Source organism: Flavobacterium facile (assembly GCF_036321945.1).
Lineage (GTDB): Bacteria > Bacteroidota > Bacteroidia > Flavobacteriales > Flavobacteriaceae > Flavobacterium > Flavobacterium facile.
Genome location: NZ_JAZAYT010000029.1, coordinates 174,948 through 194,418 on the forward strand (window position 1 = coordinate 174,948; position 19,471 = coordinate 194,418).

Below are 19,471 nucleotides of genomic sequence, written 5' to 3' on the forward strand. Positions count from 1 at the left end.
TCAGGCTGTTCTTTAAATAAAAAGGCAATGACAAATCTTGAAATAATAAAAAGCACTTACGAAGGAAAAACTTCGGAAGAAAACGGTGAAAATTTGGCAAAATATGTTGCTGAAGATATATCTTGGACAGAAGCCAAAGGCTTTCCATATGCAGGAACTTATATTGGTTTAGAAAACATAACCAAAAATGTTTTTAGCAGATTAGGAAGTGAATGGATGGATTATAAATTTACTCCAGAAGATTATATTTCCAGTGATGATAAAGTCGTTGCTTATGGCGCCTATACCGGAACATATAAACAAACGGGCAAATCATTTGAAGCCAGAGTAGCTCATGTCTGGAAATTGAAAAATAGTAAAATTATTAGTTTTGAACAGTTTGTAGATAGTCAACCTGTAAATAATGCCATTAAATAAAAATCGCTACTAAAACCGCTACTGCGGAAAGAAAATACCCTACTCCATTTAGATATCTTGCTTCCGTACGAAGAAAACTTGCTTCCGTACGAAGATATCTTGCTTCCGCACGAAGAAAACTTGCTTCCGTACGAAGATATCTTGCTTCCGTACGAAGAAAACTCGCTTCCGCACGAAGAAAACTCGCTTCCGCACGAAGAAAACTTGTTTCCGCACGAAGAAAACTCGCTTCCGCACGAAGAAAACTTGTTTCCGCACGAAGAAAACTCGCTTCCGCACGAAGATATCTTGCTTCCGCACGAAGAAAACTTGCTTCCGTACGAAGAAAACTCGCTTCCGCACGAAGATATCTTGCTTCCGCACGAAGAAAACTCCTTACTGCGTTTAGATATTTCGTTACTGCGAATAGAAAACTCCTTACTGCATTTAGATATCTCGCTACTGCGGATAGAAAACTCCTTACTGCGTTTAGATATCTCGCTACTGCGGAGAGAAAACTCCTTACTGCGTTTAGATATCTCGCTACTGCGGATGTAAAACTCCTTACTGCGTTTTGATATCTCGCTACTGCAGATGTAAAACTCGCTTCCGCACGAAGATATCTTGCTTCCGCACGAAGAAAACTCCTTACTGCGTTTAGATATTTAGTTACTGCGAATAGAAAACTCCTTACTGCATTTAGATATCTCGCTACTGCGGATAGAAAACTCCTTACTGCGTTTAGATATCTCGCTTCTGCGGATGTAAAACTCCTTACTGCGTTTTGATATCTCGCTACTGCAGATGTAAAACTCCTTACTGCGTTTTGATATCTCGCAACTGCGTTTTAATATATCCGCTTAGTTTGTCATGCTGAAATCGAAGATTCAACGAAGTTAAAGCATCTCACGCAAAACACTTCCTACTTCCTACTTCCATCTTCCCGCTCCCCGCTCCCAGCTTCCCACTTCAAACTTAATAAAAACAAAAAAGTCCCGATAAAACTATCGGGACTCTTTGTGATCGCGCCAGGATTCGAACCTGGGACCTACTCATTAGAAGTGAGTTGCTCTATCCAGCTGAGCTACGCAACCTTAAAATTATTCATTTGACAACCAAATGTTGTCGGGGTGGCAGGATTCGAACCTGCGGCCTCCTGCTCCCAAAGCAGGCGCGATAACCGGGCTACGCTACACCCCGAGGATAATTGCGGAGAGACAGGGACTCGAACCCAGGCGACAGTTACCCGTCGACAGTTTAGCAAACTGCTCCATTACCACTCTGGCACCTCTCCTATTAATTCTGCAAAGAACTTATCCTTTTTTGCGATTGCAAATGTAGAACAAAATTTGTAATTCACAAGAAAAAAAATGTAATATTTTTAAATAAAAAACAAACTTACTAAATATCAACATTATAGATAAATTAATAATTTAATTAAGTTATCAGAATTTTGTCAATTCACCTCAATTTCTTTCAAAACGCCACAGCAAATAACAACTAGAATAGGAATAAAACATATTAAATTCGATTATCGATACTCCCTACACTTCAAAATAATTTCTCTAGTTTACAAAATAAAAGAAAAAATCACAAGCTACCCAACGTTTTAAATCGGACATTTGTCACGTTAAAAAAGCAATAAAACCTTTAAAATTTGCTAAAAATTAGTTACTTTCGCAAAAAATAAAACAAATCACAATGAGCAAAAAAGTAGTTATCGTATCAGCTGTTAGAACTCCAATTGGTAGTTTTATGGGCGCATTATCAAGTGTACCAGCAACTAAATTAGGAGCAGCAGCTATTAAAGGCGCTTTAAATAAAATAAATTTAAACCCTTCTTTAGTTGACGAAGTGTTAATGGGGAACGTAGTTCAGGCTGGAAACGGTCAGGCTCCAGCTCGTCAGGCAGCTTTGTTTGCAGGTTTATCAAATGATGTAGTTTGTACTACAATAAATAAAGTTTGTGCTTCAGGAATGAAAGCAGTAATGCAAGGCGCTCAAGCTATCATGGCTGGTGATGCAGAAATTGTGGTTGCTGGTGGAATGGAAAACATGAGTTTAATTCCACATTACGCACATTTAAGAAATGGAGTAAAATTCGGTCCAACTATTTTCGTAGATGGAATGCAAAAAGACGGACTTACAGATGCTTACGATGGTAACGCCATGGGGGTTTCTGCAGATTTATGTGCTACGGAATATAATATCTCTCGTGAAGACCAAGATAATTTTGCTATTCAATCTTATACTCGTTCAGCAAATGCTTGGGACGCTGGTAAATTTGATGCAGAAATTGTTCCTGTTGAAGTACCACAAAGAAAAGGTGATCCAATTATCGTTTCTAAGGACGAAGAGTACACCAATGTAAAATTAGACCGTATCCCTACTCTTGCAGCAGTTTTTACAAAAGAAGGTACTGTAACGGCGGCAAACGCTTCAACAATTAATGATGGTGCTGCAGCATTAGTATTAATGAGCGAAGAAAAAGCAAACGAATTAGGTTTAAAACCTTTAGCATATATCAAATCTTACGCAGATGCAGCTCAAGAACCAAAATGGTTTACAACTGCTCCTGCTAAAGCCTTACCAAAAGCATTAGACAAAGCTGGTTTATCAGTTGCTGATGTAGACTTCTTCGAATTTAACGAAGCCTTTTCAGTAGTTGGTTTAGCCAATGCAAAAATCTTAGGTTTAGATAACGATAAAGTAAACGTAAATGGTGGAGCGGTTTCTTTAGGACATCCTCTTGGTTGTTCTGGAGCCAGAATTATTGTAACTTTAATTAATGTTTTAGCACAAAACAATGCAAAAATTGGTGCTGCAGCTATCTGTAACGGTGGTGGTGGTGCTTCTGCAATTGTTATTGAAAGAGCATAATTTTAATAATTAGAAATAGAAGTTAGAAATATATTCATTTTCTAACTTCTATTTTCTATTTTCTATTTTTCTATACATGTTTGGAATTTGTAATTTAGGAATTGTACCGATAAGAAGTGAAGCCAGTGACAGAAGTGAAATGGTTTCTCAATTGTTATTTGGTGATGCTTTTAAAATAATTGAAACGTCTCCTAAATGGACCAAAATTCAAACCGCTTTCGATACTTACGAAGGTTGGATTGACAACAAACAATTTCAAGAAATTACCGAAAATCAATACAATTTATTAGAAAATTCAGAGATTGTATTAAATGGGGAACTAATTGATTTCATTTCGTACGAAACCAATCAACTCATGCCAATTCCGTTAGGAAGTTCGTTGAATTTCTTAGATATCAATGAAGTAAATACAGCCAATTTTCAGTTTGAAGGTAAAAAAGAATGTGGTGTAAAACCAAAAGAAAATCTTCTTAAAACAGCATTTCTATATTTAAACGCTCCCTATTTATGGGGTGGAAAAACGCCTTTTGGAATTGACTGTTCTGGATTTACACAAATGGTGTATAAATTAAACGGTTATACTCTTTTAAGAGATGCTTCGCAACAAGCCAAACAAGGTGAAGCGTTAAGTTTTATTGAAGAAAGTGAACCCGGAGATTTAGCCTTTTTTGATAACGATGAAGGAAACATCATCCATGTTGGAATTATGATGGAAAACAATTACATCATTCACGCTTCAGGAAAAGTTAGAATTGACAGAATTGACCACTTAGGAATTTACAACGTAGATACTGGAAGACATACTCACAAATTGAGAGTGATTAAGAAAGTGATATAAAACAAAATACAAAAAAGCCAGAACGTAAATTCTGGCTTTTTTATTTATATTACAAATCTAATCTTCATCAGAATAATCGATTTTTTTGTAATCATTGTTTAATTTTTTTTCCAATTCCTTTTTATCTTTTTTATTTTGCTTTACAAAATATAGTATTAAAAAAAATACTAAAAAAACAACAACACCAATTATTAGTACAGAATTTTCCATGATTTCTTTTTTATAAAATTAATCAATTTTTAAACTAATTACTATTTTAAACAAAACAAATCATAAAAAAAGCCAGAACTCACATTCTGGCTTTTCATTTATATTCTTAATCTATTCTGGTTAATTTTAATGCTTTCGTTTCCGAAATTTTTAATGGAAACTTTTCAATTGTTACAGAACCTGGATCCAATCCAAAGGCTTTTTCTTCAGATAAGCCCATTTTTTTCAATAAGTTATAACCATCTAAAATTAGTTTTTCATAAAATGGTAATGCATTGTCATAAGACATGAATTTCTCAATTAATACAAATCTGAAGTCGCTAATTACTTTGTGCTTATTTAAAGAAGTATATCGACTTATTAAATCAACTTCTCCTCTTTTTTGCATGTCTTTTACAACCTGAGCAAACATTTTATTGAATTTTGGAGCAACTCTAAAACCTAATCTAAAATCTACACGAATTACATCATCATGAATAAATTCACAAACTCTGTATTCCATTGTATAAGGCTCATCTACAACATGTACGTGAGCAAACCAATAAATATCAGCACGCTTCGGGCTATTATTAATAATCGAATAAATAATTTTCGATTCTATTTCGTATCTATTATCTGCACTTGTTAAATATACTAAGTTAGTAGCATATTTTGCAATAGATTCATCTCTACTTAAATCTTCTAAAACAGGTAAGTATTTATCTAATTTAACAAATTCAACGAATCTATTTCTAATTTTTCTAGCGAAATACCAACAAGTCATTACAGCAAATAATACAAAAGCAATAATTAAAGTAATGTAACCACCTTCTCCAAATTTGTGCAAACAAGCATATAAAAAGGCCATTTCAATAATAACATAAGTAGAAATAATTGTAAAAATGAAATACTTATTATATCGTTTTAAAATCATGTAAAAGTTCAACAAAGTAGTTGTCATTAACATGGTTAACACAATTGCTAAACCGTATGCTGCTTCCATTGCTGCTGCCTTTTGGAAGTATATTACAATGAAAATACAACCTGCCCAAAGTAACCAGTTTAATGAAGGAATATACAATTGACCTTTTAATTCGGTTGGATATTTAATCTTAACTTTTGGCCAAAAATTTAATCGAATCGCCTCATTGATTAAGGTAAACGAACCACTAATTAAAGCTTGTGAAGCTACAATTGCTGCTAACGTTGCAATAGCAATTCCGAAAGGTAAAAACCAATCTGGCATTACACCATAAAATGGATTTGTAATTCCTGCTTCCGTTAAAGTTTGTCCATCATGTTGAATCAACCAAGCACCTTGACCTAAATAGTTTAAAATCAAAGTTGTTTTTACAAAAATCCAACTGATTCTAATATTTTGTCTTCCACAATGTCCTAAATCAGAATACAATGCCTCTGCTCCTGTTGTACATAAAAATACAGCACCTAAGTACAAATATCCACCATGAATAGAAAGCAATTTATAAGCATAATAAGGGTTTAAAGCCGTTAGAATATCTAAATTCGAAAATAATTGTGCTACTCCCAATCCACCTAACATTGCAAACCAAACAAACATTACTGGTCCGAAAAACTTCCCAATAAATTTTGTTCCAAACTGCTGAATAGCGAATAAAAAAGTTAAAACAATAATTACAATGTACATGATGTACTTTTCTTCAAAGCTTGGATACATTGTTTTTACTCCTTCAATTGCTGAGGAAACTGAAATTGGCGGCGTAATAATTCCATCAGCTAAAAGGGTACAACCACCAATAATTGCAGGAAATAAAAGCCATTTAATTTTAGTTTTTCTAATAAGAGCATATAGAGAAAAAATTCCTCCTTCACCATTATTATCAGCCCTTAAGGTAATAATTACATATTTAATTGTAGTTTGAAGTGTTAATGTCCAAAAAATACATGAAATAGCTCCTTTAATTATATCTGAATCAATAGGATTTTTTCCAATAATCGCATTAAGAACATACAAAGGAGAAGTTCCAATATCTCCATAAATAATACCTAGCGTAACTAGTAAACCGGCTGCAGAAAGTTTGTGCAAGCCATGATGACCTTTTTCCATTTTGAAATTTATAAACGAAATACAAAATTACAAAAACTAAAAGTTTAAAAATCAATTTTAATGAAAAATATTTTAACAAAATATTAATATCTAGTATACAATATTTCTTTCAAATTCTAATCAATTACTTATCTTTGCAATCTTATTAAAATTTTGAAAAATGCGTATTTCTTACAATTGGTTAAAACAATTTATTAAAATAGACTGGAAATCAGATGAAACAGCTGCTTTACTTACCGATTTAGGTTTGGAAGTAGAAGTAGTTGAAGCGTTTGAAAGTGTAACTGGCGGACTGAAAGGTATTGTAGTAGGTCACGTTTTAACCTGCGAAAAACATCCTGATGCAGATAAATTAAAAATTACAACTGTTGATTTAGGTGATGGAAATGCTCCTGTACAAATTGTTTGTGGTGCAAGTAACGTTGCAGCTGGGCAAAAAGTACCTGTTGCGACTATCGGTACGAAATTATACGACAAAGACGGAAACGCTTTCGAAATTAAAAAAGGTAAAATCAGAGGACAAGAAAGTCATGGTATGATTTGCGCCGAAGACGAAATTGGTTTAGGTGAAAGTCATGACGGAATTATGGTTTTATCTGACGATTTAGTTCCAGGAACGCCAGCAAGTAAAGTTTTCAACATAGAAGTAGACGAAGTTTTCGAAATTGGTTTAACACCAAATCGTGCAGATGCTATGAGTCATATGGGTGTTGCTCGTGATTTAAAAGCCGGTTTATTACAATCTAATGTAACAACTGAATTCATTACACCATCAGTTAGTAAATTTAAAGTTGATAAAAGAACTTTAAAAATTGACGTAAATGTTGAAGATGCCAAATTAGCCCCTCGTTATGCAGGTGTAACTATTTCAGGAATTACTGTAAAAGCTTCTCCAAGTTGGTTACAAAACAGATTGAAATCTATTGGATTAACTCCAAAAAACAATATTGTTGACGTTACAAATTATGTGTTACACGAATTAGGTCAACCTTTACACGCTTTTGATGCGAATAAAATTAAAGGAAATAAAATCATTGTAAAAACAGTTGCCGCAGGTACAAAATTTACAACTTTAGATAATATAGAAAGAACACTACACGAAGAAGATGTAATGATTTGTGATGAAAATGGTCCAATGTGTATTGCTGGAGTTTTTGGTGGTGCTAATTCTGGCGTAACGGATTCTACAACAAATATTTTCTTAGAAAGTGCATATTTCAATCCAGTTTCTATTAGAAAAACAGCGAAACGTCATACACTATCAACAGATGCATCTTTCCGTTTTGAAAGAGGAATTGATCCTGAAATCACAGCTTACGCCTTAAAACGTGCTGCTTTGTTGATTCAAGAAGTAGCTGGTGGAGAAATTACTTCAGATGTAGTTGACATTTATCCAAAGAAAATTGAAGATTTTAAAGTCGTTTTAAACTTTGAAAAAGTTAATAAAGTAATTGGTGAAGAACTTAAAAAAGAAACGATTAAAAACATTTTAGCGTCTTTAGATATCAAAATTAATAGCATTTCTGATGCTGGTTTAGGTTTAAATATTCCTTCATACAGAGTGGATGTTCAAAGAGAAGTAGATGTTATTGAAGAAATTTTAAGAGTTTACGGATATAACAACATTAAAATTCCAAGTAAAATTAATGCTTCAGTTTCTAATTCATCAAGAACGGAAGAATTTAAAGTACAAAATATAATTGCGAATCAATTGTGTTCCTTAGGTTTTAATGAAATGATGGCAAATTCGTTAACGAATTCAAATTATGTAGCTTTTTCTGAGCAAGTAAGTTCAGAAGAAACAGTTACGATGTTAAATCCGTTAAGTAACGATTTATCTGTAATGCGTCAATCGATGTTGTTTTCTGCTTTGGAAGCGGTTTCGTATAATGTAAACAGAAGAAATTCAGATTTAAAATTATTCGAATTTGGTAAAACTTATCACTCAATTGAAGGAAAATATACAGAAAGAAAACATTTAACAATCACTATGACTGGAAATGCATCTTCTGAAAATTGGAATGTGGCTCAAAAACCAAGTGATTTCTTTTTATTTAAAGGATATATTACTGCCATCTTATCAAAATTAAACATTGATGCGAAAGTAAAAACGGTTCCTGTAACACACGATGTTTTTGCCGAAGGTATTGGTTTTGCTATTGGTAACGAAATTATTGCCGAATTCGGTACGATTAAAAAAACAGTATTAAAACATTTTGACGTGAAACAAGATGTGTTTTTTGCTGATTTAAATTGGGATGCGATTCAGAAATACGTTTCAAACAAAATTAAATTAGTTGATATTCCGAAATTCCCAGAAGTGAGAAGAGATTTAGCGCTTTTAGTGAATGACACGGTGACTTTTGAACAACTATATTTAGTAGCAAAACAAACAGAAAAAGCGTTATTAAAAGATATAAATTTATTTGATGTATACGAAGGAAAAAATCTTCCTGAAGGAAAGAAATCTTATGCATTAAGTTTCATTATTCAAGACACTTCAAAGACTTTAACCGATGTTCAAATTGATAAAATCATGAGCAAATTGCAAAGTAATTTTGAAGCTCAGTTTGAAGCTGTCTTAAGATAAAAGAAATATATAAATTTTAAAATCCTTTTAGTTTGCTTCTATTTCAAGTAAATTAAAAGGATTTTTATTTTATAAAGACTTTGCGAATCTCTGCGTTTTCTCTGTGAATCTTTGCGCAACTTATTATTTCAAAAAACCAGCGGCTTTTATTTCTTTATGTATTTGAATAATGTTTTCAGGAATTTCTGCATCTATCATCCAATTTACATCTAAACTATTATAATTTGCCGTTTTCAAAAGCATTGCATTTTTAGAGATGTTTGCTCCTAGCCTTTCCAAATCTTCTTTAAAATCTAACAAAAAATCTTCGTGAAGTGCATGAATTAAAAGTAAAATTTTAAAAGCTCGTACAATTACATAATTATAAAACTTAGTTGATTTCTGTGGTTTAGAATGTGATAACGAAAAAGAATTTTGCTCAATTGTTTCATTTAGCATTTGCAAATTCAGACTGATTTCTCCAAATTTATCTTTAGTTATTTTTACGTGATGCGAAATTTTTCCACTGATGCTTCGCAGTTCCACAGCTATATAATCCAAAGAATGATAATTTTCAGAAAAACGTTTGATGTATTTGGAAATAGTTGTTTCCATTATACGGCGTTTGTCTTCAATAGAATCAGTATCTACCAATTCGAAAAATAATTTTTCTGCCAAATCCATATCTCTTCGCAACAATCTTAGAATAAGTTTGTCTTTTTCTTTTTCAGGTAATTCTTGAAGTGCTTTTTTGAACTCTATATCTTTAAACATACTAAATTTATTTATTTGTAAAATTAAGGATTGAAATTTTAAACTTCCCATAAATACCAAAAAAATCCCACTTTAGAATGAACTAAAATGGAATTTCCAACTAAATAAAAACTATGGGAGGATTACATTTTCGGGGTAACAACGGTGTCAATCACGTGAATAACTCCGTTAGATTGGTTCACATCAGCAATTGTTACTTTTGCAGAACCACCATTTTCGTCAGTAATATATACATCACTTCCTTGCATCCAAGCTATTAATTTACCACCACTTACGGTTGTTAAAACTGCTTTTCCGTTTCCTTTTTTAATAGCTGCAACTATATCTTTTGCATTCATTTTACCAGCTACAACATGGTATGTTAAAATGGTTTGCAATACTTTTTTGTTTTCAGGTTTTACTAATGTTTCAACAGTTCCTGCAGGTAATTTTTCAAAAGCTGCATTTGTTGGGGCAAAAACGGTGAATGGACCTGCTGTCATTAATGTTTCTACTAAATCTGCTGCTTCTACTGCTGCTACTAAAGTGGTGTGATCTTTTGAATTCACCGCATTTTCTACAATGTTTTTAGAAGGATACATCGCAGCACCACCAACCATTACTGTTTTTTCTTTTTGTGCTAATGCATTTCCACTAGTTAATAATACAAATGTGAAGGCTACTACTGATAAAATTTTGTTCGTTTTCATGTTTATGATTTTAAAGTTATATAGTCATTTACGAGAAAACAATTCGATTGGTTTTAAATAAGACAAAAAAAAAATCCCAATCATTTCTGATTGGGATTTAGTATGATTAAGAATTTGAAAAATTAGTTTCCTCCTTTTTCCATTCTTGCTTTTAATTCCATTAATGCATCGATATCACCTAAAGTAGATTTTTCAGCATTGTTTGAAGATGAAGCTACATTGTTATTGCTAGATTCGTTAGAAGCAGATTTGAAGTTTTTCTCTTCTTCTTCTCTGAAAGTAGCAGTATGTGAAGCAACGATTCTTTTGAATTCTTTGTTAAATTCGATAACTTTAAATTCAATAGCATCTCCTTTTTTCAATTTTTTACCATCTTCTTTTTCTAAATGACGAGTTGGAACGAATCCTTGAACGTCTTCAGAAAATTCTACAGTAGCACCTTTGTCAACAATTTCAGAAACAGTACCAGTATGAACTGTACCTACTGCATAAGCAGCTTCATGTTTGTCCCAAGGATTGTCTAAAGTTTGTTTATGACCTAAAGATAATTTACGAGCTTCAACATCTAATTCTAAAACTACAACATCTAATTTGTCACCAACGTTAACAAATTCTGATGGATGTTTGATTTTTTTAGTCCAAGATAAATCAGAAATATAAACTAAACCGTCAATTCCTTCTTCTAATTCTACGAAAATTCCGAAGTTAGTAAAGTTTCTAACGATACCTGTATGACGAGAACCAACTGGATATTTCTCAGTAATTCCATTCCAAGGATCAGTAGTTAATTGTTTGATACCTAATGACATTTTTCTATCATCTCTATCTAAAGTTAAGATAACTGCATCAACAACATCACCAACTTTAACGAAATCTTGAGCAGAACGTAAATGCGTAGACCAAGACATTTCAGAAACGTGAATTAATCCTTCAACTCCTTCAGCTACTTCAATGAAAGCACCATAATCAGCTAAAACAACTACTTTACCTTTTACTTTATCACCAACATTTAATTCAGCAGATAAAGCATCCCATGGATGAGCGTTTAATTGTTTTAAACCTAATTGAATTCTTGTTTTCTCGTCATCGAAATCTAAGATTACAACATTTAATTTTTGGTCTAATTCTAACACTTCACTTGGGTGATTGATACGAGACCAAGATAAGTCTGTAATATGGATTAATCCATCTACACCACCTAAGTCAATGAACACACCATAAGAAGTAATGTTTTTAACAACACCTTCTAATACTTGTCCTTTTTCTAATTGACCGATGATTTCTTTTTTCTGAACTTCGATATCAGCTTCGATAAGTGCTTTATGAGAAACTACTACGTTTTTAAATTCGTGATTAATTTTCACAACTTTAAATTCCATAGTTTTGTTTACGTATTGATCGTAATCACGGATTGGTTTCACATCAATTTGAGAACCTGGTAAGAAAGCTTCAATACCAAATACGTCAACAATCATTCCACCTTTAGTTCTACATTTAACAAAACCGTTAACAATTTCTCCAGTTTCGTTAGCAGAAATAACTCTATCCCATGCTTTGATTGTTCTTGCTTTTTTGTGAGATAATACTAATTGACCTGTTTTATCCTCACGGATATCAATTAATACTTCTACTTTGTCACCCACTTTTAAAGATGGATTGTAACGGAATTCATTTAAAGAAATAACTCCTTCAGATTTAGCGTTGATATCAACAATAACATCTCTGTCAGTGATTCTTACAACTACTCCTTCTACTACTTCTTCATCAGAAGTTGAAATGAAAGTTTTTGTTACTAAATCTTCAAATTCTTGAAGATTGTTTGCGTCAATAGGATCAATTCCTTCAGCATAGTTATGCCAGTTGAAATCTGCTAAAAACGACTCTTGTTCTTTGTTTAATTCAGACATGCGTTTATTATTTTGTATGTTGTGTTTGTTCGAGTTTATTTCATGCAGATTAAAACAACAACAGTGTTTATGTAAATATTTGATTACCAATTGAAAACTCTACTCCACCAAAAGGTGCGCAAAGATACTACTTTTTTGGGAAATACAAATATTTTGAAGTAAAAAGAGCCAAGGAAAAAGCAAAAAGAATAAAGTTTTTAAATCAGTATAGTATTTTAGTGAGAAGTGTTTGAAATTGAAAGCTCTGTTTTTACTTTTTTTAGCACTTTTAACTTTTTCCTTGGCTCTTTTTACTTGATTCTTTTTACTTGGCTCTTTTTACTTGGCTCTTTTTACTTGGCTCTTTTTACTTGGCTCTTTTTACTTTTCACTTGGCTCTTGTAATTCCTCATTCACCAACTCCATCACCAATTCAAATTGTTCTTTTTTGGATAAATAAGAATTATCAATTTCAATAGCATCTTCGGCTTTTACTAATGGAGAATCTTCTCTGTGTGTGTCAATATAATCGCGTTCTTGAACGTTTTGTAGTACTTCTTCAAAAGTAACTTGTTGTCCTTTTTCAATTAATTCATCAAAACGACGTTGGGCTTTGGTTTGTGGACTTGCTGTCATAAACAATTTCAAATCGGCATCAGGAAAAACAACCGTTCCAATATCTCGACCATCCATAACGATGCCTTTATTTTGTCCCATTTGCTGTTGTTGCTCCACTAATTTAGCACGAACTTCAGATATTTCTGCAATTTTACTCACCAAACGCGACACATCTATAGTACGAATAGGTTGCTCAATATTTTCACCATTTAAATACATTTCTGCAAAACCTAAATCTTCATTAAAATGAAATTGTAACGTGATGTTAGATAAATTCTTGTTTAATCCTTCAACATCTAAATTATTTTCTGAAACAAAATTATGTTGCATCGCAAAATACGTTACGGCTCGATACATCGCACCGGTATCGACATAAATATAGCCCAATTGTTTGGCAATTTGTTTGGCTAACGTACTTTTTCCTGTTGACGAAAATCCGTCTATGGCAATGGTAATTTTTTTCATACTATAAACATTTGATTCCGCTGGAATCTCACTATAAATATTTGATTCCGCTGGAATCATTATTATTTTTTATTTTATCTATTAAATATTTGATTCCACTGGAATCATTTTGAATTTTACTTTTACCCTTTTAATCCAAATTAATCATTACGCCAAAAACACTTGAATTAGCGGCTACAGTATAACGAGAATGAGAAAAATCGAATCGGACTTTATTAAATCGCAAACTGAAACCAGCTGCAATTCCTGAGAAATTTCTTTGATCAATGATATTTAATTCTTGTCCGCGACGGAAATTATATCCCAATCTTATATTAAATGCTTTTTCTGGAAATAACTCTGCTCCTATTATAACATGTCGTAACGCATTATTTAAAAAGCCAACTTTTTCTTCTGTAGTAGTTCCATCTAAACTTCCTTCTGCTCTATTTGGATTGGAGAAAGCAATTTTCCATTGCTGTAAATTTTCAAAAGTTAAATGCCAACGAATGGGAACATTTTCCACTAATTGTGAAATTCCTGCAGTAACTTCAAAAGGCAACTTTTCTCTTGTGGTTTCATAAGGTTTGATTTGATAACCTATATTTCTGAATGACAAACCATAATTCACATCATTCTTATCATCAATATATAAAAAACCAATATCTGAAGCGACACCAAATGAATTATAAGATTCCAAAGCTGAAGTAATCAATTTTACATTTGCTCCAGCGTAAAAATTAGTCCAAGGAATATTATAAGAATATCCAAAAGACAAAGCACCTTCTGAACCTGTAAAGTTGTTGGTTTGATTTCCAAATTCATCATAACCATCAAAATTTCCATAGTTCACATAATTTGCACCTACATGAAAAGTTTGCACATGTCTGTCCCACGTATAGGCATAAGCAGCAGTTCCGTAAGTCACTTCACCGAAATAATTACTATAACTGGTTGCTAATTGATTGTGCATTTTTGCATTAATGGTAGCTGGATTAAAAAAAGCTTGATTTACATCATAATCAACAATAGTAACCGTCTTTCCACCTAATGCTGCTTGTCTTGGAGATTGTACTAAATTCAAAAACTGATATACCGATTGCCCTCCTACTTGCGCATAAATAGGCGTAACAAAGACAATAAATAATAGCAAAAGTTTTCTTAGCATTTTTTCAGTTATTCTATAATAACGCAGTTGCGAAGATAAAATTATATATTAGAATGAGAAAATTTAGTTTTATTTGTTTTTAAAGTAAAACAAAAAAGGCATTTCAAATGAATTAAAATGCCTTGTAAAATTTTATTTTGCGGGTAAGAATTTTATTGAAACCGAATTCGTACAATAACGTTGACCTGTTGTTTCTTTCGGACCATCATCAAAAACATGACCTAAATGTCCGCCACATTTGGCACACATTACTTCTGTACGAATCATACCAAAAGAAGAATCTTTATGATACACCGTTGAACCTTTAATCGCTTCGTCAAAAGAAGGCCATCCACAATGAGAATCGAATTTTGTATCAGATGTAAACAACGGGTTTTCGCAAGCCGCACATACATACATTCCTTTTTCAAAATGCTTGTCATATTCACCTGTATAAGGTCTTTCCGTTCCTTTTTCTCTTAAAACAGTATATTCTTCTGGTGTAAGTTGCGCTTTCCATTCCGCATCTGTTTTTACGATTTTAAAATCCATAGTGTCTTTTTTAGTTTCCGATTTTTTAGTAATTTCTTTAGTAGGTTCTTTTGCTTTATCAACATTTTTATTTTGACTGTTGCAAGAAACAAAACTAAAAGCTAATAAAATGATAAAATAATTTCTCATGATTTCGTTATTTATATAAAATTACGAAAAAGTTCCGCTCTTGGTTTTAAAACCGTAAATTTTAAGTAATTTATAACTTTTGTTAGCCTTTACAAAAATAGGAAATAAAAAAAAACCAGAAGATGAATTCTGGTTTTGATTATGATTTTGAAATAAATCTTACTTAATGTATAACGTTTTAATTCTTTCAATTGGTCCGCCACATTTTACTTCGTGACAACTTATACAAGCATTTACCATTGCATTGAAGCTTTCTTTGGTGTTTTTTGAAGTATAAATTTCAGATTGCGCTTTGATAAAAACAGCTGCTTTTTCATTGAAAAAAGCATCTCTTTCTTTACCTTTTGTCATGGTAGCTTTAGAGATTTTTGAAAAATATTCAGGTAAATTACCTAGCGAATCATTTTTAATAATTTTTTCACGAAGTTGCGCATTATGAACATACATTTGTTCCATTAATGTCGCCATTTCAGAAGCTTCATACATTTGAAATTCTTCTTTAGGTTTTTCGCAATTTTCTTTTTTCTCTTCCGATTTATTCGAGTTACAACTCAAAAACATAACCGAAATAACAAACACTAAATACTTCATTATTTCGCAATTAAAACGCCATGCGCTAAAAATTTATATTCTGTTTTTGGTGCAGTAATTTTTGCAATTTCATCCGCAGATTTTCCTTCATCTTCTGCGTAATGTTTTAATTCTGCAACTGAAGTTTCTTCTACAAATGCTTTACCTTCTACAACAGATGCTCTTTTTTGAGCATTCATCGGTACGAAAAAACTATATCCTTTAAATTTCACAAATGCTTTTTCGTTTTCACCTAAATCTAATGTCATCCAACAACCTTTATTTTGGCAAATTTCATTAATTTTAGTGGCTACTTTTACATTTAAAGTATCACCCGATTTTAACGATTTATATTTGGCTAACATTTCGTCTTTTGTGACAGCATTTTCTTCTGTGATTTTTTCTCCAAAAGAGGCATAAGTCATTTTTGATTCTGATTTTACTACCGTTTCTTCTTTTTTATTACAAGAAACTAAAGCAACTGATAATGTAGCAATTAGAATAATTTTTTTCATTTTTTTATATTTTTATAGTGTTTTAAAAAACAAATTTAATTATTTAAGGTAAACTTTGTTAATAATTATTCAAAAAATGAATCTTCAAGAATAATTTATTTAATAAATTTGTAAAAATTTTCAAAAACACAACACACACCTATAAATAATGAATAGTATTACAAACGATATCAAAATTATTAAAAATGAAACTTCAAAAATTAATGAAGTTGATTTTGAAAACTTAACTTTCGGAAACACTTTTACAGATCATATGTTGATTTGTGATTTTAAAAATGGTGCTTGGGAACAACCTGTAATTAAGGCATACGAGCCTTTCATGATTGATCCATCCGCAAAAGTATTCCATTACGGACAAGCTATTTTTGAAGGCATGAAAGCATACAAAGATGAAAATGATGATGTTTGGTTATTTCGTCCAGATGAAAATCATTCTCGTTTTAATAAAAGTGCGGTTCGTATGGCTATGCCAGAAATTCCTGAGAGTATCTTTATTGACGGATTAAAAACGTTATTAAATATTGAGAAAGATTGGGTAAAATTCGGAAAAGGAAACTCTTTATATATTAGACCATTTATGATTGCGATTGGAAGCGGTGTAATTGCACAACCTTCTTCTCAATATCGTTTTATGGTAATTCTTTCGCCAGCAAAATCTTATTATTCTGGAGAAGTGAAAGTAATTATTGCGGAACATTTTAGTCGTGCTGCAAATGGTGGAATTGGTGCTGCAAAAGCGGCTGGAAATTATTCAGCTCAGTTTTATCCAACAAAATTAGCTAACGATCAAGGTTTCCAACAAATTATTTGGACTGATGATGCTACACATACAAAATTAGAAGAAGCCGGAACAATGAATGTGTTTTTCAGAATTGGAGATACGTTATTAACAGCGCCAACTTCTGAAAGAATTTTAGATGGTGTAACTAGAAAATCCGTTTTAGATATTGCTAAAAGAGATAATATTAAAACGGAAGTTCGTCCGGTTTTAGTAGAAGAATTAGTAGCTGCTGCGAAAAACGGAACATTAAAAGAAATTTTTGGAGCTGGAACGGCAGCTGTAATTAATCCAATTATTGGTTTTTCATTCAGAGATGAATATTTCGAATTACCAAAATTAGAAGATTCTTTTGCTTTAGAAATTAAAGAAAAATTAAATAATATTCAGTACAAATTAGCTGAAGACACTTTCAACTGGACTGTTAAGGTTTAATTCAACTTTTATAAAATAAAAAATGCCTTTGACAATCAAAGGCATTTTTTTTATTTCAATATTTCTTCAAAATTGGGTTTAAAGTAATTTGGACCTTTCATTACTTTACCATCTTCACGATAAATAGGTTTTCCATCTTCGCCAAGTTTACTCATATTACTTCTCTGAATTTCATCAAAAACAGATTCAATTTTATGTTGTAATCCGTGTTCTAAAATCGTACCGCATAAAATATACAACATATCGCCTAAAGCATCAGCAATTTCAACAATATCATTGTTTTGAACCGCCTCTAAATATTCTTCATTTTCTTCCTTCATCAATTCAAAACGAAGGTTATTTTTTTGTTCCCCTAAATCGGCTTTAATATCAGTACTTACTCCTAATCCATAAGTTGTATGAAATAATTTTACAGCATCTAATTGTTTTTGCATATCATTTATTTTTTGTGTTATATTTTTTTGCCACGAATTCTCGAATAAAAACTCATAAAACATTTAAAAATTTTATTCAAATAAATTTACGACTTAGTCGAAACTAACATTTAATTTAAATTTAAGATTCGAAAATTCGTGGCAAACTTTTTTATTATATTAATGCCATAAAATTATATTTTAAATATTGTAATCCTTAAATTTGTTGAAAATTTTATCAACATGTTTTCACAAGGACAAACTATTTTCGCCATTTTATTTGCAATTGCTTTTATCATAATCATCGTTTTTATGTATCTAAAAGACAAAAGCATTCACAAACAACAATATAAAGGTGTGAAATGGGTGTTATTAGGATTTTTACTATTTATTTTATTCTTATTTTTAATTAAAGGCTACATAAAAGAATAATTTATTTATATTTGATTTTTAGAATCAGGGTAAATGAAAATTTTTAAATATTTAACGCTTTTATTTCTACTTTTCCTTTTGGCATTTGTAGTATTTGTTGCCACACAACCAGCAACTTATCAAATTACCAAACAAAAAGAAATTAATTCGCCATCAGAAGTTGTTTTTGAATATGTTAACGATTTTTCAAATTGGAACGATTGGCAACAGTTTAATAAAGAAGATAATTTAAAATTTACCACTTCAGAAAATGCGATTGGAGAAAAATCATTCGTAAAATGGGATACTAATAACAAAATCGCAACTACTTTCGCACAAAAAGATTCGATTGTTCAAGACTACATTGAAAGTACCAATAAACAAACCTTACACTGGAAATTCAAAAAAACTAAAACAGGAACTTTAGCTTTAGTAACTATTAAAGGAGATTTAACCTTCAAAGAAAAAATATATTCAGTTTTAAATGGTGGTATTACCAGTTATGTTGGACCTCAAATTGAAGAAAGTTTAATAAAAATTGATAATTATTTAGTTAATGAATTAGGTAATTTCGACATAAAAGTACAAGGTTTAGTAAACCGACCAGAAACGATATTTATTGAACAAAAAGATTCTTGTTTGGTCAAAGATTTTCCTAAAAAATCTAAGGCTTTATTAAAAACAATGAAAACCTTTATTAAGACAAATGCTATTGAAACTTTAGGTGTTCCATTTGTAATTTTTTACAACAGTCCAAGTGGAAATATGATGAAATATTCGATGTGTGTCCCTGTAAGAGATGAGATTTTAACAACTCCGGAAAGTCAAATTAAAGGCAATAGTTTTGATTCCTTTTTAGCTGTTAAAACCATTTTAAAAGGAGATTATTCGCACATGAAAAATGCTTGGTCAAAAGCAAGAAATTATATTGCAGAAAATAAGTTCACAGAAGACAAAGCTTCTGTTTATATGGGAATTTATAAGAAATCGGCACCAGAAGTAAACGAACCTTCTAAATGGGAAACTGAAATTTACATTCCAATTGTAAAGAAAAAACCAAAACCAAGAAGAAAAGTTGCAACAGATAGTACTGCTGTTCCAGTTGAGAAACCAGTGGAATAATTTATGATGAAATTGACATTAATAATGATT

Annotated in this window: 19 protein-coding genes and 3 tRNA genes; 8 read left to right on the forward strand and 14 right to left on the reverse strand. The window is 31.7% G+C overall.

What is annotated here, in order from left to right; all coding sequences use genetic code 11:
• Positions 1-27 precede the first annotated feature (27 nt).
• Positions 28-417, forward strand: coding sequence for a nuclear transport factor 2 family protein (locus UEQ13_RS04790; protein WP_329805233.1), 390 nt, complete (start codon positions 28-30; stop codon positions 415-417).
• Positions 418-474: 57 nt separating this feature from the next.
• Positions 475-954: a hypothetical protein gene (locus UEQ13_RS04795; RefSeq protein ID WP_329805234.1), complete on the forward strand. Its 480-nt coding sequence runs from the start codon at positions 475-477 to the stop codon at positions 952-954.
• A 462-nt stretch (positions 955-1,416) separates the two neighbouring features.
• On the opposite strand, the gene UEQ13_RS04800 is transcribed toward UEQ13_RS04795, so the two are convergent.
• The 3 genes from UEQ13_RS04800 to UEQ13_RS04810 form a co-directional block, all read right to left on the reverse strand.
• Positions 1,417-1,490: transfer RNA gene (locus UEQ13_RS04800), tRNA-Arg, on the reverse strand.
• A 31-nt stretch (positions 1,491-1,521) separates the two neighbouring features.
• Positions 1,522-1,596, reverse strand: a tRNA-Pro gene (locus UEQ13_RS04805).
• A 10-nt stretch (positions 1,597-1,606) separates the two neighbouring features.
• Positions 1,607-1,690: transfer RNA gene (locus UEQ13_RS04810), tRNA-Ser, on the reverse strand.
• 407 nt (positions 1,691-2,097) lie between these two features.
• Between UEQ13_RS04810 and UEQ13_RS04815 the strand changes: the two genes are divergently transcribed.
• Complete coding sequence (locus UEQ13_RS04815) at positions 2,098-3,276, forward strand: acetyl-CoA C-acyltransferase (RefSeq protein WP_329805235.1); 1,179 nt, start codon at positions 2,098-2,100, stop codon at positions 3,274-3,276.
• A gap of 76 nt (positions 3,277-3,352) precedes the next feature.
• Positions 3,353-4,114, forward strand: a complete 762-nt coding sequence (locus tag UEQ13_RS04820) for a C40 family peptidase (RefSeq protein ID WP_329805236.1) — start codon at positions 3,353-3,355, stop codon at positions 4,112-4,114.
• A 57-nt stretch (positions 4,115-4,171) separates the two neighbouring features.
• On the opposite strand, the gene UEQ13_RS04825 is transcribed toward UEQ13_RS04820, so the two are convergent.
• Both UEQ13_RS04825 and UEQ13_RS04830 read right to left on the reverse strand, forming a co-directional pair.
• The gene (locus UEQ13_RS04825) at positions 4,172-4,324 is read right to left on the reverse strand and encodes a hypothetical protein (RefSeq protein ID WP_329805237.1); all 153 of its coding nucleotides are present in this window, start codon (positions 4,322-4,324) and stop codon (positions 4,172-4,174) included.
• A gap of 106 nt (positions 4,325-4,430) precedes the next feature.
• Complete coding sequence (locus UEQ13_RS04830; RefSeq protein ID WP_329805238.1) at positions 4,431-6,389, reverse strand: KUP/HAK/KT family potassium transporter; 1,959 nt, start codon at positions 6,387-6,389, stop codon at positions 4,431-4,433.
• Between the two features lie 160 nt (positions 6,390-6,549).
• Between UEQ13_RS04830 and pheT the strand changes: the two genes are divergently transcribed.
• A complete protein-coding gene (pheT, locus tag UEQ13_RS04835; RefSeq protein ID WP_329805239.1) occupies positions 6,550-8,979 on the forward strand; it encodes a phenylalanine--tRNA ligase subunit beta in 2,430 nt (809 codons plus the stop codon).
• A gap of 123 nt (positions 8,980-9,102) precedes the next feature.
• On the opposite strand, the gene UEQ13_RS04840 is transcribed toward pheT, so the two are convergent.
• The 8 genes from UEQ13_RS04840 to UEQ13_RS04875 all read right to left on the reverse strand — a co-directional run bounded on the left by UEQ13_RS04840 (position 9,103) and on the right by UEQ13_RS04875 (position 16,282).
• Entirely contained in the window at positions 9,103-9,732 is a 630-nt protein-coding gene (locus UEQ13_RS04840; protein WP_329805240.1) for a hypothetical protein, read from the reverse strand.
• A 122-nt stretch (positions 9,733-9,854) separates the two neighbouring features.
• Positions 9,855-10,421, reverse strand: coding sequence for a fasciclin domain-containing protein (locus UEQ13_RS04845; RefSeq protein WP_329805241.1), 567 nt, complete (start codon positions 10,419-10,421; stop codon positions 9,855-9,857).
• Positions 10,422-10,543: 122 nt separating this feature from the next.
• Entirely contained in the window at positions 10,544-12,328 is a 1,785-nt protein-coding gene (rpsA, locus tag UEQ13_RS04850) for a 30S ribosomal protein S1 (protein WP_329805242.1), read from the reverse strand.
• A gap of 360 nt (positions 12,329-12,688) precedes the next feature.
• The gene (gene cmk, locus UEQ13_RS04855; RefSeq protein WP_329805243.1) at positions 12,689-13,390 is read right to left on the reverse strand and encodes a (d)CMP kinase; all 702 of its coding nucleotides are present in this window, start codon (positions 13,388-13,390) and stop codon (positions 12,689-12,691) included.
• 130 nt (positions 13,391-13,520) lie between these two features.
• Positions 13,521-14,537 (reverse strand): type IX secretion system protein PorQ, encoded by a 1,017-nt coding sequence (gene porQ / locus UEQ13_RS04860; RefSeq protein WP_329805244.1) that lies wholly within the window; start codon positions 14,535-14,537, stop codon positions 13,521-13,523.
• A gap of 132 nt (positions 14,538-14,669) precedes the next feature.
• The gene (msrB, locus tag UEQ13_RS04865) at positions 14,670-15,197 is read right to left on the reverse strand and encodes a peptide-methionine (R)-S-oxide reductase MsrB (RefSeq protein ID WP_329805245.1); all 528 of its coding nucleotides are present in this window, start codon (positions 15,195-15,197) and stop codon (positions 14,670-14,672) included.
• Positions 15,198-15,356: 159 nt separating this feature from the next.
• A complete protein-coding gene (locus UEQ13_RS04870; protein ID WP_329805246.1) occupies positions 15,357-15,788 on the reverse strand; it encodes a hypothetical protein in 432 nt (143 codons plus the stop codon).
• Positions 15,788-16,282: a DUF4920 domain-containing protein gene (locus UEQ13_RS04875; RefSeq protein WP_329805247.1), complete on the reverse strand. Its 495-nt coding sequence runs from the start codon at positions 16,280-16,282 to the stop codon at positions 15,788-15,790. Before UEQ13_RS04875 ends, UEQ13_RS04870 begins: the two co-directional genes overlap by 1 nt.
• Positions 16,283-16,430: 148 nt before the next feature.
• Between UEQ13_RS04875 and UEQ13_RS04880 the strand changes: the two genes are divergently transcribed.
• Positions 16,431-17,495, forward strand: coding sequence for a branched-chain amino acid aminotransferase (locus UEQ13_RS04880; protein ID WP_407934647.1), 1,065 nt, complete (start codon positions 16,431-16,433; stop codon positions 17,493-17,495).
• Positions 17,496-17,545: 50 nt separating this feature from the next.
• Here UEQ13_RS04880 and UEQ13_RS04885 read toward each other — a convergent pair whose 3' ends face one another.
• On the reverse strand, positions 17,546-17,929 hold the full coding sequence (locus UEQ13_RS04885; RefSeq protein WP_329805248.1) for a nucleoside triphosphate pyrophosphohydrolase family protein: 384 nt from the start codon (positions 17,927-17,929) through the stop codon (positions 17,546-17,548).
• Between the two features lie 222 nt (positions 17,930-18,151).
• On the opposite strand from UEQ13_RS04885, the gene UEQ13_RS04890 reads away from it, so the two are divergent.
• Positions 18,152-18,340, forward strand: a complete 189-nt coding sequence (locus tag UEQ13_RS04890) for a hypothetical protein (RefSeq protein WP_166125080.1) — start codon at positions 18,152-18,154, stop codon at positions 18,338-18,340.
• 33 nt (positions 18,341-18,373) lie between these two features.
• Positions 18,374-19,441, forward strand: coding sequence for a GyrI-like domain-containing protein (locus UEQ13_RS04895; protein WP_329805249.1), 1,068 nt, complete (start codon positions 18,374-18,376; stop codon positions 19,439-19,441).
• The last annotated feature ends 30 nt before the right edge of the window (positions 19,442-19,471 follow it).

Coding starts and splice junctions, on each gene's coding strand:
- msrB (WP_329805245.1), bottom strand. CDS start 15,197: ATGAGAAATTATTTTATCATTTTATTAGCTTTTAGTTTTGTTTCTTGC.
- porQ (WP_329805244.1), bottom strand. CDS start 14,537: ATGCTAAGAAAACTTTTGCTATTATTTATTGTCTTTGTTACGCCTATT.
- UEQ13_RS04885 (WP_329805248.1), bottom strand. CDS start 17,929: ATGCAAAAACAATTAGATGCTGTAAAATTATTTCATACAACTTATGGA.
- UEQ13_RS04825 (WP_329805237.1), bottom strand. CDS start 4,324: ATGGAAAATTCTGTACTAATAATTGGTGTTGTTGTTTTTTTAGTATTT.
- UEQ13_RS04820 (WP_329805236.1), top strand. CDS start 3,353: ATGTTTGGAATTTGTAATTTAGGAATTGTACCGATAAGAAGTGAAGCC.
- UEQ13_RS04890 (WP_166125080.1), top strand. CDS start 18,152: ATGTTTTCACAAGGACAAACTATTTTCGCCATTTTATTTGCAATTGCT.
- UEQ13_RS04815 (WP_329805235.1), top strand. CDS start 2,098: ATGAGCAAAAAAGTAGTTATCGTATCAGCTGTTAGAACTCCAATTGGT.
- UEQ13_RS04830 (WP_329805238.1), bottom strand. CDS start 6,389: ATGGAAAAAGGTCATCATGGCTTGCACAAACTTTCTGCAGCCGGTTTA.
- cmk (WP_329805243.1), bottom strand. CDS start 13,390: ATGAAAAAAATTACCATTGCCATAGACGGATTTTCGTCAACAGGAAAA.
- UEQ13_RS04870 (WP_329805246.1), bottom strand. CDS start 15,788: ATGAAGTATTTAGTGTTTGTTATTTCGGTTATGTTTTTGAGTTGTAAC.
- UEQ13_RS04840 (WP_329805240.1), bottom strand. CDS start 9,732: ATGTTTAAAGATATAGAGTTCAAAAAAGCACTTCAAGAATTACCTGAA.
- UEQ13_RS04845 (WP_329805241.1), bottom strand. CDS start 10,421: ATGAAAACGAACAAAATTTTATCAGTAGTAGCCTTCACATTTGTATTA.
- UEQ13_RS04790 (WP_329805233.1), top strand. CDS start 28: ATGACAAATCTTGAAATAATAAAAAGCACTTACGAAGGAAAAACTTCG.
- UEQ13_RS04875 (WP_329805247.1), bottom strand. CDS start 16,282: ATGAAAAAAATTATTCTAATTGCTACATTATCAGTTGCTTTAGTTTCT.
- pheT (WP_329805239.1), top strand. CDS start 6,550: ATGCGTATTTCTTACAATTGGTTAAAACAATTTATTAAAATAGACTGG.
- UEQ13_RS04895 (WP_329805249.1), top strand. CDS start 18,374: ATGAAAATTTTTAAATATTTAACGCTTTTATTTCTACTTTTCCTTTTG.
- rpsA (WP_329805242.1), bottom strand. CDS start 12,328: ATGTCTGAATTAAACAAAGAACAAGAGTCGTTTTTAGCAGATTTCAAC.
- UEQ13_RS04880 (WP_407934647.1), top strand. CDS start 16,431: ATGAATAGTATTACAAACGATATCAAAATTATTAAAAATGAAACTTCA.